This window comes from Citrobacter sp. S46_ASV_140 (genome assembly GCF_018919545.1).
Lineage (GTDB): Bacteria > Pseudomonadota > Gammaproteobacteria > Enterobacterales > Enterobacteriaceae > Citrobacter > Citrobacter braakii.
Genome location: NZ_JAHLRC010000038.1, coordinates 1 through 16,274, shown reverse-complemented (window position 1 = coordinate 16,274; position 16,274 = coordinate 1). Strand labels below are relative to the sequence as shown.

The 16,274-nt window shown below is 53.4% G+C and carries 5 protein-coding genes; 3 read left to right on the top strand and 2 right to left on the bottom strand.

Translation table 11 applies throughout. The features are described from left to right. Positions 1-110: 110 nt before the first annotated feature. Positions 111-1,193 (bottom strand): LacI family DNA-binding transcriptional regulator, encoded by a 1,083-nt coding sequence (locus tag KQJ19_RS11965; RefSeq protein ID WP_047497888.1) that lies wholly within the window; start codon positions 1,191-1,193, stop codon positions 111-113. Positions 1,194-1,357: 164 nt separating this feature from the next. Here KQJ19_RS11965 and KQJ19_RS11960 point away from each other — a divergent pair, with 164 nt between their 5' ends. Further along, on the top strand, positions 1,358-1,966 hold the full coding sequence (locus KQJ19_RS11960) for a class I SAM-dependent methyltransferase (RefSeq protein ID WP_216403682.1): 609 nt from the start codon (positions 1,358-1,360) through the stop codon (positions 1,964-1,966). 33 nt (positions 1,967-1,999) lie between these two features. Here the strand turns inward: KQJ19_RS11960 and KQJ19_RS11955 are convergent, their stop codons facing one another. Continuing rightward, positions 2,000-2,599 carry a hypothetical protein gene (locus KQJ19_RS11955; RefSeq protein ID WP_103928957.1) on the bottom strand — a complete coding sequence of 200 codons (600 nt, stop codon included), beginning with the start codon at positions 2,597-2,599 and terminating at the stop codon, positions 2,000-2,002. Positions 2,600-3,012: 413 nt separating this feature from the next. On the opposite strand from KQJ19_RS11955, the gene KQJ19_RS11950 reads away from it, so the two are divergent. Both KQJ19_RS11950 and KQJ19_RS11945 read left to right on the top strand, forming a co-directional pair. Further along, positions 3,013-4,650 carry a ShlB/FhaC/HecB family hemolysin secretion/activation protein gene (locus KQJ19_RS11950; RefSeq protein ID WP_233628785.1) on the top strand — a complete coding sequence of 546 codons (1,638 nt, stop codon included), beginning with the start codon at positions 3,013-3,015 and terminating at the stop codon, positions 4,648-4,650. A gap of 12 nt (positions 4,651-4,662) precedes the next feature. Continuing rightward, a complete protein-coding gene (locus KQJ19_RS11945) occupies positions 4,663-16,224 on the top strand; it encodes a hemagglutinin repeat-containing protein (RefSeq protein ID WP_216403681.1) in 11,562 nt (3,853 codons plus the stop codon). The last annotated feature ends 50 nt before the right edge of the window (positions 16,225-16,274 follow it).

Here is a 16,274-nt window from a genome sequence, read left to right as displayed (position 1 = left end):
GTTTGAATTTGTTATTCGCTCACAATTTCAATCAAAATACGAATAAGCGATCCCAACTGTAAAGGACGGGGCGCTCAATGAGTGAACTGACTCACACAATTGTTATGCGCTCACAATTTAGGTGTGAGCTGCGAAACTTGCCGCGCTAGCTGGATCAGTGAGTCGGCCAGCACCTGGGGTGAGAGGGTTTGCGTATCGGGAGGCAGAACCGTATTGCGCTTAACCAGGGTTACGGGCAGCAGTTGGTTGCCCACGCTTGAGGTCCCACGGGGAAGTTGCAGCAGTCTGTCGACGCTGGTTTCACCCAGTAACGGAAAATCCTGCCTGATGGTGGTCAGTGGTGGGATGTAGCAGGCGCTGTCTTCGGTGTCATCGTAGCCGATCACCGAGATATCAACCGCCACCCGCAGACCGAACTCGCTGATTGCCCGCATCGCGCCCAGCGCCATTTGATCGTTAGCGACCAGCATGGCGGTGGGGAGATTACCACCATTAAGCATATGCAGCGTTTGCTGAAAACCTGACATCGCGCTCCAGTCGCCTTCCAGCTCCGCGGTGGGTTGCAACTGGTAGTGCGCCAGATATTTATGCCACCCCGCATGGCGAAGCCTTGCCGAAACCGAAGTGTGTGGCCCGCTCAGCAGGGCGATACGCTGATGCCCATGCTGCACCAGATGTTCAACACCGAGACGTGCGCCGTCGTCATGGGAGAAAATCACGCTGTTAATTGGCGTCTGATCAGAGACATCGAGAAACAGCACCGGCACCGTACCGCAGGCGGCAGCCACGGCAATGGCGTCTTCTTCATCGAGCGGGTAGTTGATGATAAGCCCGGTTACGCGTTGAGAAAGCAGGTTGTGGACTGCGGCTTTACATGCCTCAACGCCGCTACGTTCGACCATGGCGATCACCACGCTGGCCCCGGACTGGTCGGCGCGGGATTTTATGGCGGCAACGATTTGCGAGGGGGCGTGCAGGGCAAGGTTCGCCGTCACGACGCCAATCAGCGGCGTCTGTTTGCCCGCCAGCTGCTGTGCGACACGGTTGGGGATGTAATTGAGCTCCGCCATCGCGGCCTCAACTTTCTGTCGGGTTTTTGCGGAAACGTGGCTGGCCTGATTCACGACGCGCGAGACGGTCTGGTAAGAGACTCCTGCATGGTCTGCCACATCGTATAGCGTTACCGGTTTCACGTTTATCACCCCTGTCATGACGTTATCTGCGCGCTATGATGCCACAGCGGGACGGTTTTGGGGTATTTGCGCATTGGTTCTGCGAGGCGCATTCCAGGGTTGCAAATCGTGTGCTGGAGGATTTATCGTCGTGATGCTTAACAGCATAAAAAAGTGAGGACATCGTGAGCGACTCTGCGGCAAACAACATTCTGTCCATCTACCAACGTCATGCGGAGGCCTTTGCCAGCCAGCGTTCACGCGCACTGTTCGAGAAAAGCTGGCTGGATAAGTTCATCACCGTGATGGGCGGGCAGGGCAGCATTGTGGATATTGGCTGCGGCAACGGTCAGCCGATTGCTGGTTATTTTATTCAGCAAGGCTTTCAGCTTACGGGAATTGATAGTTCTGCGGCGATGCTGGCGCGGGCCCGGCACTCTTTTCCCGCACAGCGCTGGCTGGAGCAGGATATGCGCGAGCTGGGACTTAACGAGACTTTCGATGGTCTGATCGCCTGGGACAGCTTTTTCCATTTAACTCAGCAGGATCAGCAAAAGATGTTCCCGATTTTTGACCGACTCAGCCGTCCCGGCAGCGCGCTGATGTTTACCAGCGGGACGGAAAACGGTATCGCGATGGGGCAATTTGAGGGCGAACCGCTGTTTCACGCCAGCCTCGCGCCGGATGAATACCGCGCATTGCTGTCAGCGCACGGTTTTGTGGTGGTAGAGATGGTGATGGAAGATCCGCACTGCGCCGGGCATACCATCTGGCTGGCGCAAAAACGTGGCTAAATTCTAAACGTTAAGCGTTCCCTTCTCCTGATATTATTCTGCAGTGGCTGTTTTAACATTCCGGAACTTCAGTTCAAGGATTTTATTTATTGTTTGATCCAGTTCTGAACCTTTTATTGGAGAGCATATTTCAGCATACTCTTTTACGTATTTTTGGCATGTGTTGACGACTTCTGGTTGTGGGAGGAAATATGCGGCGACTGAGACAGGGGAAAAAATTGCTGAATAGAAAGTAATGTAGAGTCCCTTCGACAAATATTCAACATCCTTGATACGCTCGGTTCCACAAGCAGAGGGGATTCTTTTTATAACAGTGTCGTACCTGTCACGAAAGTGCTCGTTAATGGTAGGGCAGGTTTCAGGGGATGAGCTGTTAAATACCGCTAGATCTATTTGCTCAGAGTAATCCTTCCCATCTGTTTTGGTGAGAACTATTAAAACAAAAGGCATAATTGTTAAAATAAGGGAGGTGGTTGCTAAAAAATACTGATATGGGCTGTATTCGTCGGAACGAAATTTACACAGGGTATAAATCGACAAGAATAAACCCAGGGTTGCAATAAAACCATTGAGTATTGCCAGAATAAGGAAGAAAAGAACGATCGCGGAAGGTTTAATTATGCTGGTATTCATTTCTAATTATTCCATGTTTTTTAACGCTATTACTTTACGACAATTAAGTTAAGCGATAATAGTACAATTTCCAGGTATTGCGGATTCCGCTTATTTAGTGCCGGGGAGGTGTGTCTGTTAGCACGATGCGAGTGGCGTCATCGTAGCGTATTGTCCAGATCGTTAATGTGGGTAAATGGGCGATTTGCGATGGGATTAGGTCAACAGAGTAAGAATAATTTAACTTAAGAGCATAAGAAATCCTAAAATGCAATTGGAATGAAGTGAAATAGCACTTAATGTCTTTACTTTTGTTTACATTTTGTGCTTTTTTACAAGGATCGGCTGTGCTTTACAGTCAAGTTCGCTTTCGTACTTTTATGGGGGGTGGGGTGAAGTTCAGGGATGAAAGAAAGTTGGCAATATTAATTGGGATGTTAATTTTGCCGTTCACAACTGTTTCTGCGGCGCCACTCTCTCCTGCGGATCGGAATACCATTCAGCAGCAACAGCAGCAGCGACTTAATGAAAACCAGCGCCAGCGTGAAGAGCTGGAGCGTAGCGTTACGCTACCCGAAATCGTAACGCCGAAAACGCCAGCCCAGACTGAAGGGCCGTGTTTTATGATTTCGCGTATTGATATTGACGGCGCAACGAAGTTGTCCGCCGCTGCCTCGGCAAAGCTTACCGCGCCATGGGTGAATCAATGCCTGAATATTCCCCGCCTTACGGAACTGACAAATGCAATTTCCGACTGGTATATCAGTCGAGGCTACATCACCAGTCGTGCCTTTTTAACCGAACAGGATCTCTCATCCGGGGTGCTGCACATTGCGGTGCTTGAGGGTAAATTGCAGCAAATACGTCTGGAAGGCGTCCCATCGCGCACTCTGCTGATGACCTTTCCCGGAATGGAAGGAAAAATTCTCAATCTGCGTGACATTGAACAGGGGATGGAGCAGTTGAACCGGGTTCGCCAGACGCCGGTGGAAATTGAAATTTTGCCGGGCAGTCAGCAGGGGTTCTCAATAGTTAACCTCACCGCCACGCCTGAATTTCCACTCAATGGCTCAGTTAGTTTTGATAACAGTGGACAAAAGAGCACCGGAACCGGGCAGCTCAGTGGTGCGCTATTTTTCAATAACATGCTCGGCCTGGCGGATAAATGGTTTATTAGCGGCGGACGCAGTAGCGATTTTTCCAGCAGCAAAGATGCGCAGAATTTTGCGGCCGGCGTGAGTATTCCTTACGGCTACGGACTGCTTGATTACAACTACAGCTGGAGTAACTACCTCAGTACGATTGATAACAATGGTTATGCCTGGCGTTCCACCGGAGATAGCGAAACCCATCGTCTGAATGGATCCTGGGTTTTGTTTCGCAATGGTGATGTCAAAACCGCTGCATCGCTGGGATTGACGCATCGAATTAACCGTAACAAATTGAACGATATCCTGCTGAAGACCAGTAGTCGCAAGCTTTCCAGCGTTTCGCTGGGCATCAACCATACGCAAAAAATTGCTTCCGGCGTTGCGACGTTTAACCCTTCATTCACCCAGGGCGTGCCATGGTTTGGCGCAGAGGATGACAACGATAAACAGGGTGATGTGCCAAGGGCGGAATTTCGCAAATGGAGCGTCAGCGGTAGTTTCCAGCGCCCGTTGGCAGAGAAACTGTGGTGGCTAAGCAGCGTGTATTTTCAATGGTCTCCAGACCGACTCTATGGAAGTGAACGCCTGACGCTGGGCGGAGAAACCTCCGTTCGCGGTTTTAAAGAACAATACATTTCTGGAGATAACGGCGGCTACTGGCGCAATGAAGTGAATTATTCGCTATTTACGCTGCCGGTGCTGGGACAGATTGGCGCGATAGCGGCATTCGACGGCGGCTGGCTGAAACAGGATAACGTTGATAGCTATGCCTCCGGCACGTTGTGGGGGGCTGCGCTGGGATTAACCAGTTCAGGGCGCTGGTTTTCCAGTCAGTTTACCGTAGGAACGCCAGTAAACTATCCGGACTGGCTGGCGCCGGATCATCTCAATGTGTATTACCGCGTTGCGGTGGCATTTTAAGGAATAAGGGTGATGAAAAAGGATCAGGTTCGTTTTTCCCAGCGTTTGCTAAGTGGCATGTTGAGTTTCCTGTTGGCTACCCAACCACTGCTCCCAGCGATGGCTGCCGCCATCACGCCTGAAGGCAATACGCAGATGGATAAAGCCGCCAATGGAGTTCCGGTGGTGAATATTGCCACGCCGAACCAGTCCGGGATTTCACACAATAAATATAACGACTACAACGTGGGAAAAGAGGGGCTGATCCTCAACAACGCGACCGGGCAATTTACCCAGACCCAGCTCGGCGGCATCATCCAGAATAACCCGAACCTGCAACCGGGAAAGGAAGCTTCAGGGATCATCAACGAAGTTACCGGCGCTAACCGTTCGCAGCTTCAGGGCTATACCGAAGTCGCGGGGAAAGCTGCCAACGTCATGGTTGCCAACCCCTATGGCATTACCTGTAATGGTTGTGGATTTATCAACACGCCTAACGCCACTCTGACCACCGGTAAACCCGTGTTGGATGCCAACGGCAACCTACAGTCGCTGGATGTAAGCAAGGGCAGCATTACCATCGAAGGTAAGGGGCTGGATGGTAGTCAGAGCGATGCGGTGTCGATTATTGCCCGTGCCACGGAAATTAATGCTGCGTTGCACGCCAAGGATCTGACGGTTATCGCCGGCGCGAATCGCGTGGCGGCGAATGGCCAGGTGAGCCCGCTGAATGGCGAAGGGGAAGCACCGAAAATTGCGGTAGACACCGGTGCGTTAGGCGGCATGTATGCTAATCGAATTCATCTGGTCTCCAGCGAGAAAGGGCTGGGGGTCAACCTCGGGAATCTGAATGCCCGTCAGGGTGATATCACCCTCAATGCTAACGGGAAATTAACGATCGGCAACAGTCTGGCAAATGGTGGTCTATCCGCCAGTGGCGAAGGCGTCACGTTGACCGGCAGTCATAAGACCGGAAGCGGGATGGTCATCAACAGCACCGGGGCGTTAGCGTTACAGAATGCAAATCTCTCCAGCGGCGCAGGCGTGCAACTGGGCAGCGATGGCAAGGTGACGATCGAGGGGGGCGGGGTTGCCGCAGCTGGCGAGTTGCAGGTGGCTGCTAAACAGGATGTAGCCATTGCGGCAACCACTTTGGTTAGCCAGAAAAACACCTCGCTGCGCAGTGACGGTTCGCTGAAAATCACCGACGGCAGCCTGACCAGTAAAGAAAAAATGCATGTTACGGGTACTAATGGGCTGGCGCTGACCCGTTCCACGCTGGGGAGTGATACTGATGTCAGCCTTAACAGTCAAGGCGAACTGTCGGCGCAGGGGGGATTGCTCTCAGCAGGTAACGGATTAACGCTGAAGGCACAGCGCATAGCTCTGAATAACGCCAGTCGTGCCGATGCGAAGGGCGCATTAAGCCTGACCGGTAGCGACATGAACAACCAGGGACAGGTCAATGCGGGAGGCGCGTTGTCCCTTTCTGGTGGGCACCTCGTTAATGGTGGTCAACTGGCTGCAAATGGCAGTCTTGATGTTTCTGTCAGCAGCCTTAACAACGCAGGTCTGATGCAGGGTAACAGCGTATCGGTCAACAGCGGGGCGCTGGATAATATGGGTACGCTGGCGAGCGGCGGCCAGCTTTCAGTACAAACGGTAGCGCTGAACCAGCAGGGGATCCTGAGCGCGAAAAACGATGCGGATATCCGGGCTGATGCCACGTTGAGTAATGGTGGAAAGTTGCTCTCTGATGGCACATTAACGGTGCAGGCCGCGACAGTTGAACAACATGGCGTCCTCTCTGGCAACCAGGGAGTAACGGTCAATGCTGAAAACCTCACCGCCGCGAAAGATTCGCTGATCGCCGGGCAACAGGACATACAGTTAAACGTTACGCAAAACCTTAACCTGAACGGTCAGGTTAATGCCGCTGGTGCGCTTAATGTCGGCGCAAAGCAGTTGACTACTGGCAAAGACGGTCATTTGCAGAGCGGTCTGGACCTTGCGATTACGGGCAACAACGTGACGCTGAACGGCGTACAGGCGGCAAAAGGTTCGTTGGATGTGACGGCTGACAGGCTTAGTCATGGCGGGAAATCCACTGGGGAACGCGTCGGTTTCAGCGCGCAGCAGTCAGTTGATAACCATGGAGAGCTGCTGGCCGATACTCTGGCGCTCAGTGGGACAACGCTGACCCATAGCGGTAGCGCCAGCGCCGAACGCATCTCGATTATTGCAACTGATGGACTCGCCAGCAGCGGCTCTCTGATCGCCGACACGTTAACTCTCCAGAGTCAGCATGTCGTGAACAGCGGTTTGATGCAGGGCAACACCGCGCTGAACCTGCATACCGACAGACTGGAAAACCTCAGCGGCGGCTCACTCTACAGCAAAGCATCTCTAGCGCTGGATATACCGTATCTGGCCAACCATGGGTTGATTACAACCGACGGTTCATTGCACCTCAACGGTCGCCAGTTGGTTAACGGCGGAGAAATTAACGGCGTTAATCTGCAAAGTGAATATGCGACGATAAAAAACGAAGCCGCGGGACGCCTGCTGGCGGACACGTCATTATCTGTTCACGGACAGCAGACAGATAACCTCGGACTCATGGCCGCCGATACGCTCGCGCTGAACAGTCAGGACGTGAATAACGACGGTAATGTGTTGTCGGTGGGTGAATTAAGTCTTAAGAATCAGACTCTCCACAACACTGGCTTGCTGCAGGGCGGTACGCTGAATCTGGAAGCAAATACGTGGCAAAATAGCGGTAATGCGTTGGGTGAAACGGGGGTAACGGCAACAGTACACGACGCGTTCACTAACCAGGGAAAAGTACTCAGTCAACAAGGTATGACCGTGCATGCCGCCAGCGTGAATAACAGCGGAATGCTGGCAGCGAAGGTGCTGGCATTACACGGCGATCTCAGCAACAGTGGGATCCTGCAGGGGAATCAGGCGCTCGCCTGGGATGGGAATCGCTTTACAAACCTTGCTGGTGGGCAGGTGACCAGCGGTGAAGATCTACAGCTCAGCGGAAAGCGTTTTGAAAATGATGGCCAACTAGAGGGCCGTACCGCGGCGATTAGACTGGATAACCTGCGCAATAGCGGCAGCGTTCAGGCACTGGACAGTCTGAAGATTAAGGCTAACGGGCGACTGGATAATCAGGGATCGCTGCGCAGTCTCAACCTGTTTGAGTTGGCTGCGGCACAGTTGTTTAACGACGAAATGATTGCTGCAAAATCCCTGAGCATTTCCGCACCGGAGCTGGTGAATAACGGCATTGTGCAGGGTAATTCGGCGCTACAACTCACCACCCGCAATCTGTTCAATGGTCAGCAGGGACAACTGGTTAGCGGCGCGGGGTTGGATTTAGGCCTCGACACGCTGGAAAACCACGGTCTGCTGCTGACGAATACCGACTTCACACTGCGCGGCAGCAAATTAATTAACGCAGGTGATATTCAGGCCGATTCCCTGAACCTGACGCTGGCGAACTCGGTTGAAAACCAGGGGAGTATGGTGGCGAAACAGGGGGCGTCGATGAATACTGCATCCCTGGATAACCGCGGTACGCTGGCGGCGAAAAGTGTCACTCTGGATGGAAAATCAATCCGTAACAGCGGTCTGGTACAGAGCAACGACAATACCTCGGTTTCTGCGAATACCTTCATCACGGATACCGCAGGTAAATGGCTGGCCGGTAATGCGCTGCTGGTGCATTCCGGTGCGATGGAAAACGTCGGCGTACTGCAAGGCGATACCCTGACATTCACTGCCGACTCGCTGAATAACAGCGGCGTGTTTAACGGTTTGCATGGCCTGGAAGGCAAGCTGTCCGGGCGACTTACCAACCCCGGACACATTCTAAGTGGCGGCGCACTGACGCTTACGGCTGATGATATCAACAGCGCCGGGCGTATTACCGGTGACAGGCTGACACTTGCAGCCTCGACGTTAAACAATACAGGCCTGTGGCAGGGGACGAATGGGCTTGCGCTGGCTGGCGATGTGCTCACGACGGGCATTACGTCCCGTACGCTGAGCGGCGGCGCGTTGAGCGTCAATGCCGGCACTATCACGACGCAGGGAACGCTGCAGGGGCAGCAACTTACGCTGACCGCAGATGACTGGCTGCACAAAGGATCGCTGATAAGCCTGGGTAATCTGACGGCTGATGTAAACAACGGCCTTACTACATCAGGCGAAGTGATGAGTCATGGCGGAATGTCACTGACCGCGCAGCAGCTTGATAACAGCGGCAAGCTGCTCAGCGAAAGCGACGTAACGCTAGACGGCGTGCAGCTTAATAACAGTGGCACGGTACAGGGAAATACCCTGACCCTGCAGCAAAACCGGATCCACAATCAGGGGACGCTGACCGGTCTGCAAAGCCTGACGCTAGAGGCTCGTCAGCGTCTGATGGCGCGCATGGCGATGGCTTCACCGCAACAGGAATTGATTAACGCAGCAGGTGGTTCACTGCTGACGCAGGGGACGCTGAAACTCTCTTCTGGCGAGGTGACGAATAACGGCGTGTGGCAAGGGCAGTCTGTTCTGCTCAATGCGCAAACGCTGACAAACAACGGGGCAATACAAAGCGCCGACGCTCTGCAGCTTACGCTCGCAAATAACCTGACGTCTGCGGCGGGCAGCAAAATTACTGCCCTTGGTAACGCGACGCTACAGGCGCTTTCTCTGGCTAACGCCGGGCAATGGACGGCGAAAAATCTTACGCTGAAGGGGACAACCCTTGATAACAGTGCGGCGATTAGCGGCGTAAATGCGTTTACGCTTGCCATGAACGGCGCGGTCAGGCAGCAGAAAGCGGGCAGTATGCTGAGCGGGGGCGCGTTGGATCTGACTGCGGCGTCAGTCACCAATGAGGGCAAAATTCAGGGGGCGACGCTGGGCATGACGACCGGCGCATTGACCAACAGCGGACGACTGCAAGGGGATAATGGCGCAACGCTGTCGCTGAGCGGTGATTTGATAAACCAGGCTTCCGGGGAGATCGTCAGCCGCCAGGGGCTGACGCTTTCTACGCCAGTGCTGTCCAACTACGGTTTAATGCAGGGCGGTGGAGAGACCCATCTTAACGCCACAACTCGCGCACTCAATGACGGCAAACTGCTTTCTGGCGCGGGAATGAAGCTGACCACGCCGCAGTATTCCGGCGCAGGCTGGTTACAGGCGGCAAACCTCATTCTGAATGCAGCAACGGCCACCAATAGCGGGAACTGGCTGGCTGACAGCGCCACGCTTGCAGGGACCAGTTTTACCAACCTGGGAACCGCGCAGGCCGGTCAATTAGCGGTGAAATACACGCAACTGACAAATAACGGTACGCTGTTGGGCACCTCGCAACTGAGTGTTAATGCCAGCCAGATTAATCAGAATGCGGCAGGGAAACTGTTCAGCGGCGGCGATCTGTCCGTTGAGAGTCACGGGCTGGGTACGTTGGGGCAGGTGGTTGCGCTGGGTAATCTGACGCTGAAACTGGTGAATGACTTTACTGTGCAAAGCGCTTTTGCCGCGGGTAAAACGCTGACCATTACCAGCGATGGCGCTATCGACAACCGTAGCGTGCTTCAGGGGCAATCGCTCAACCTGACGGCGGGCGGACAGCTCAGCAATAATGGACAAATCACCACTGGCAACGGCGCCAGTTATCTCAGCGGCGACAGCGTAGCGCTCAATACCGCCGGAACGTTACAGGGCGGCGGCGATATTACGCTGGCCAGTCGCGGTAATATTTCAGTCTCTGGTTTCACCGGAACGCGTGGCTCTCTGACGCTCAATGCACCAGGTGCCATCGTCAATACGGCGCTGTTGTACGCGGCAAATAATCTGGCGCTATATGCTAACACCATTACCAACCAGCGCGGCGATATCCTCGCGGGAAACAATCTGTGGATGCAGCGAGATGCGGCGGGAAATGCCAACAGCGAAGTGGTCAACACCTCCGGTAATATCGAAACCCAGAACGGTGATATCACCATCAAAACCGGGCATCTGCTGAATCAGCGGGATGGGCTTACTATCAGTCAGAGAAAGCAGGAATTTTCTAATGCATTACCTTCGGGACCATTTTTATTTTCAAGCACGATCGGTGATGGTAAGAAAAAGCCGGATGTTGAGCTTAGTTTGCAGGAATGGCTGAAGTCCCCTGAGAATATTATCTGGAGCTATTGGGGGGAAAGATGTGCCGGAAATAGTCAGATCTGCCACGATATATATAAGTATCTTTTACTTGGGAATGATATTCGTCGTTTTATATTAAGTGAATTAATAGTTGAAGCGAATGCTACGGGGGATGCCGCACGTATTGCCGCAGGTCGGGACATTGTTATCGACGCTACAATAATGGATAACCGTGCAAGTCATGTTCTTTCGGACAGAGATGCATTACTGAGTGGAGATTCGTTGAATAATCTTTCTGCCGAAGCTGGGCATGAAATCGTTTATCAAGAGGCTGAATACCGGTGTGAGTGGTTCTCTGATAACTGCAATGTAACCCCTTTGAAACTAAAGGACTCTCCAAAATACGGTAAATGGTATCAGTCCACTAATACTTACGGAATATCAGCTTTACCCACTAAAAATGGCTTCGAATACATAGGGGTTCCGTATATTTTAGGGGGGATTAAAAAAGAGTTTACAGCTGATAGTGAATCATACCGCTCAGTGATTAGTGCGGGTGGGAATATCACAGCGACGTTCACTAATGACATTAGTAATACCAGCATCACGGCAAACAGTGGAGTTGGCATCACTATTTCTGTGCCTACCCTCAACACCCTCAGCAACCAAACCATCAGTAATGGGGTGCAAAAGCAGGCGTTGGCAGGCAATGACACGGTAAGTGTCAGCTCTCCACAGTGGAACGATCGACTGCATGACGTATTGCAGAAGATTAACGGCGGCGGCGCGCTGGAAAGCAGCGGCGTATCAGACGCTACGCTCAACCCTGTTTCTACCACGCAGAAAGGTAACGCCAGCCTCGGCCAACTCAATGGCCTGATTAACCCAGGCGAGAAGGGCGTGAATGCCGCCGGGATAAATCAGGGCAAAACGGTGGATACCAGCGCTTATCCGTTGCCTTCCGGAAAGAACGGGTATTTCGTCGTCTCCGACGATCCGAAAAGCCCGTATCTGATCAACGTTAACCCGAAACTGAATGGTCTTGGTCAGCTCGATCCCAGCCTGTTTGGTGATTTGAATGCAATGCTGGGTATCAAACCTGGCGAAGCGCCGCGTGAAACCAATATTGCGTATACCGATCAAAACCAGTTCCTGGGATCGGCCTATATGCTCGATCGTCTCAAACTGAACCCTGAATATGACTACCGTTTCCTCGGTGATGCGGCGTTCGATACCCGCTATGTTAGTAACGCCATGCTGAATAAGACGGGAAGTCGATACATCAACGGCATTGGTTCTGACCTTGACCAGATGCGTTATCTGATGGATAGCGCTGCCAGTACTCAGCAGTCGCTGGGACTGAAATTTGGGGTGGCGCTGACGGCAGATCAGATAGCGTCCCTTGAGCACAGCATGCTGTGGTGGGAAGCCGCCACCGTCAACGGTGAGACGGTAATGATACCGAAGCTGTATCTCTCGCCGAAAGATATCACCGTGAACAACGGTAGCGTCATTGCCGGGAATAATGTTCAGCTTACCAGCGGGAATATCACCAACTCCGGCAGTACGCTGTTGGCGAGAAACGACCTCACTCTCGACAGCCAAAACAGTATTAACAACCTTAACAATGGTCTGATGCAGGCCGGGGGCAACCTCGACCTGAGCGCGATTGGTGATATCAATAACGTCAGCTCCGCCATCAGCGGAAAAACAGTGGCGCTGGAAAGCCTGGGCGGCAACATCAATAATCTGACGCTGGCGGAACAGATTGATGTGAGTGCCAGGGACAAATACCGCAATGTGAGCTTTAAAGATACTCTGCTGGGGTCTACGGCATCGATAACCGCGCAGGACGGATTGTCGCTCTCGGCAGGCAAAGATATCACTGTTACTGGCGCGAATCTCTCTGCAGGCGGCTCATTGCTGATGGATGCGTGGGGGGATATTGCGGTAAATGCCAACCAGATTAACGATGCCCGGAGTCACTCCGGACGCTGGATAACTGAGACTGGTCGGTCGTCAGTGGACTGGCAGGGTAGCGCCATCAGCGCGGGCGGTAACCTCGGTATCAATGCCGGGAATAACCTCAATATCACCGCCAGCGATGTTAAAGCGGGAGGGAATGCTCAGCTAACAGCGGGTAACGATCTCAATCTGAATGCAGCTACCACTCAGCAAAGTAGCCGTAACGGGGGCAGTGAATCGCACAGCACCGGGCTTTCCCTTACTACCGTTTCAGCGGGTGACAATCTGGTGTTGAAAGCGGGTCAGGATATTAATTCCCATGCGGCTGGGCTGGCTGCGGAGAATGATGTCGGTCTGCTGGCCGGGCGAGATGTCAACCTGCTGGCTGAAGCAACGACCGACGGCGACAGCTATCGTGCGAAGAAGAAAACCGTAGTCAATGACGCCGTACGCCAGCAGGGAACGGAAATTGCCAGCGGCGGCGACGCCGTCATTATTGCCGGGCGTGATGTAAACGCACAGGCAGCAGATGTTACGGCACAGGCCGATATCGGCGTAACGGCAGGCCGGGATGTGAATCTCACGACCGCCACAGAGAGCGATTATCACTACCAGGAAACCACGAAAACCAAAAAAGGATTCCTCAGTAAAAAGACTACCCATACGATTGAAGAAGACAGCGCTACGCGGGAAAAAGGCGCGCTGCTGAGTGGGAACAATGTGACTGTCACCGCCGGGAATAACATTTTGGTACAGGGCTCAGCCGTTGCCGGTGACGGCAATGTGGCGCTGGGGGCTGGCAACAATGTGGATATCGTTGCCGCCACCAATACCGATACCTCATGGCGCTTTAAAGAGACTAAAAAGAGCGGCCTGATGGGGTCAGGCGGGATCGGCTTCACCATCGGTAGCAGCAAAACCACGCACGATCTGCGCGAAAAAGGCACCACCCAAAGTGAGAGCTTCAGTACTGTCGGCTCAACGGCGGGCAACGTCAGTATCACCGCAGGCCAGCAGGCACATATCGGCGGCGCGGATATCATCGCCCAGAAAGATATTGCTGTTCGCGGCGACAGCGTACTTATTGAACCGGGTCATGACAAACGCACACGTGATGAGAAGTTTGAGCAGAAAACCAGCGGACTGACGGTGGCGCTGTCGGGGGCTGCGGGCAGTGCGGTGAACAGCGCGGTTTCAGCAGCACAGGGAGCAAAACAAAGCAGCGATTCCCGACTGGCGGCACTGCAGGGTACGCAGGCAGTTCTCTCCGGAGTACAGGCCGGGCAGGCTGTGGCTCTGGATCAGGCGAAAGGGACCGCTAAAGACAATACCAATACGATAGGTGTCAGTGCTTCTCTGGGCTCACAGTCCTCAAAATCGACCTCCCACAGTGATCAGGATTCAACGACGGGAAGTACTCTGAACGCAGGCAACAGCGTCAATATCACGTCCACAGGAAGCGATATTACTATTGCAGGCAGTGAAGTGAAGGCCGGTAAGGACGTGGTGCTGGATGCCACACGTGACGTGAATCTTATCGCTTCGCAGGATACGCAACTGACGACCGGTAAAAACAGCAGCAGCGGTGGCAGTATTGGCGTGGGTATCGGTGTGGGTTCTGGTGGCGCGGGGATCAGCGTCTCGGCGAACGCCAACAGCAGTAAAGGGCGTGAGAAAGGCAACGGCACCTGGCAGAATGAAACCACGGTGGATGCGGGTAATCAGGTCACGATAAACAGCGGGCGGGACACTACGCTTGCTGGTGCGCAGGTCAACGGCAATCAAGTGACGGCAGATGTAGGCCGCGATCTGACGATTACCAGTACGCAGGACAGCGACCACTACGATAGCAAACAGAACAGCGTGAGCGGAGGAGTGGGATATACCTTCGGCGCGGGGACGGCTTCTGCGAGTATCAATGCCAGCCGCGACAGGATGAAGAGCGACTATGACTCGGTGCAGGAGCAGAGCGGGATATTCGCGGGAGACGGTGGCTTTGATATCACTGTGGGCAAGCACACCCAACTGGATGGCGCGGTCATTGCTTCTACCGGTTCAGCGGATAAAAACAGTCTGGATACGGGCACGCTGGGCTTTGGCGATATCCACAATCAGGCAGATTACAAAGTGGAGCACCAGGGGGGAGGGATCAGTACGGGAGGCAGTATTGGTCAACAGTTCGCGGGTAATCTGGCGAACGCCCTGATTGCCGGAGGTGGCAGCAGCGGGCATGCGGAAGGAACAACGCAGGCGGCGGTGAGTGAGGGGACGTTAACTGTTCGCGACACGGAAAACCAGAAGCAGGATGTCGCCGGTCTGAGCCGGGATGCGGAGCATGCAAACGGCAGCATCAGTCCTATTTTTGACAAGGAAAAAGAGCAGAGACGTCTGCAAGAAGTGCAACTGATAGCCCAGATAGGTAACCAGGCGGCGGATATCGCGCGGACGCAAGGTGAGATAAATGGCCTGAACGCGGGTAAAAAAGCACTGGCAAAGGAAGGCATTCCTGAGCCGGATGTGAACGCCAGTGATGAAGAAAAAGCAAGATACCAGACGCAACTACGGAACTCAGCGGCATATAAAACCGAGCAGACGAAATACGGTACGGGCAGTGACGTGCAGCGGGGTATTCAGGCTGCAGTAGGCGCTCTGCAAGGGCTGGCTGGCGGTAATATTGGCGCGGCGCTGGCGGGGGCATCGGCACCGGAGCTTGCCAATATCATAGGCCATAAGGCGGGCCTCAGCGAGGATGATATCGCGGCTAAAGCCATCGCGCATGCGATACTGGGTGGTGCTGCGGCGGCTATGCAGGGGAACAATGTAGCAGCCGGAGCGGCTGGCGCAGCGGCAGGAGAGCTTGCTGCAAATGCGATACTGAAAACGATGTATCCGGGCAAGCACGTCAGTGAGCTGGATGAAAGTGACAGGCAGTTAGTCAGCAATCTTGCGACTATTGCATCCGGGCTGGCAGGTAATCTGGCCGGGGGGGATTCGAAAAGCACGACAACAGGGGCGCAGTCTGGTAAAAATTCAGTTGAGAATAACTCGCTGAGCAAGGATAAGCCCGGTATCTTTGATATCAATCCAATGCTGAAAATCGGGATTGAAGGGGCTGATGGCGAGCTACTGCCCGGCGGTGGTGGGATTGGTAAAGGGAAAACATCAATTAACAAGGGCCAGCAGAATAAGCATATTCCTGGTACGAATGAGTATAAAATTGCGTCTGAAGCAGGGTTGAATAAGAGTACTCTTTCCGTTTCCGCAGATTCATTGCTTTCCAAATTAGGGACTGGTCAACAAGTAGGTAATGCTCCCGTTGGAACGCCAGGCTCGAAGGAACGCATAAATTATGGACAGCCTATTGGAAATTATATAGATCCCCAAACAGGCGTCTCCACACCAACAACAAATGGTATCGTGCACTATGGAAAAAATGGCGTCCACATTGTTCCAGCGAGGCCATCAGAAAAATGAAGGGAAATGTGATGATTTCTTCTGATTTAAATTCGTATGTAAGGCTCTCA

What these genes read in the sequence shown, in the direction of transcription:
- KQJ19_RS11950 (WP_233628785.1), top strand. Translation starts at nt 3,013, where the DNA reads ATGTTAATTTTGCCGTTCACAACTGTTTCTGCGGCGCCACTCTCTCCT.
- KQJ19_RS11955 (WP_103928957.1), bottom strand. Translation starts at nt 2,599, where the DNA reads ATGAATACCAGCATAATTAAACCTTCCGCGATCGTTCTTTTCTTCCTT.
- KQJ19_RS11945 (WP_216403681.1), top strand. Translation starts at nt 4,663, where the DNA reads ATGAAAAAGGATCAGGTTCGTTTTTCCCAGCGTTTGCTAAGTGGCATG.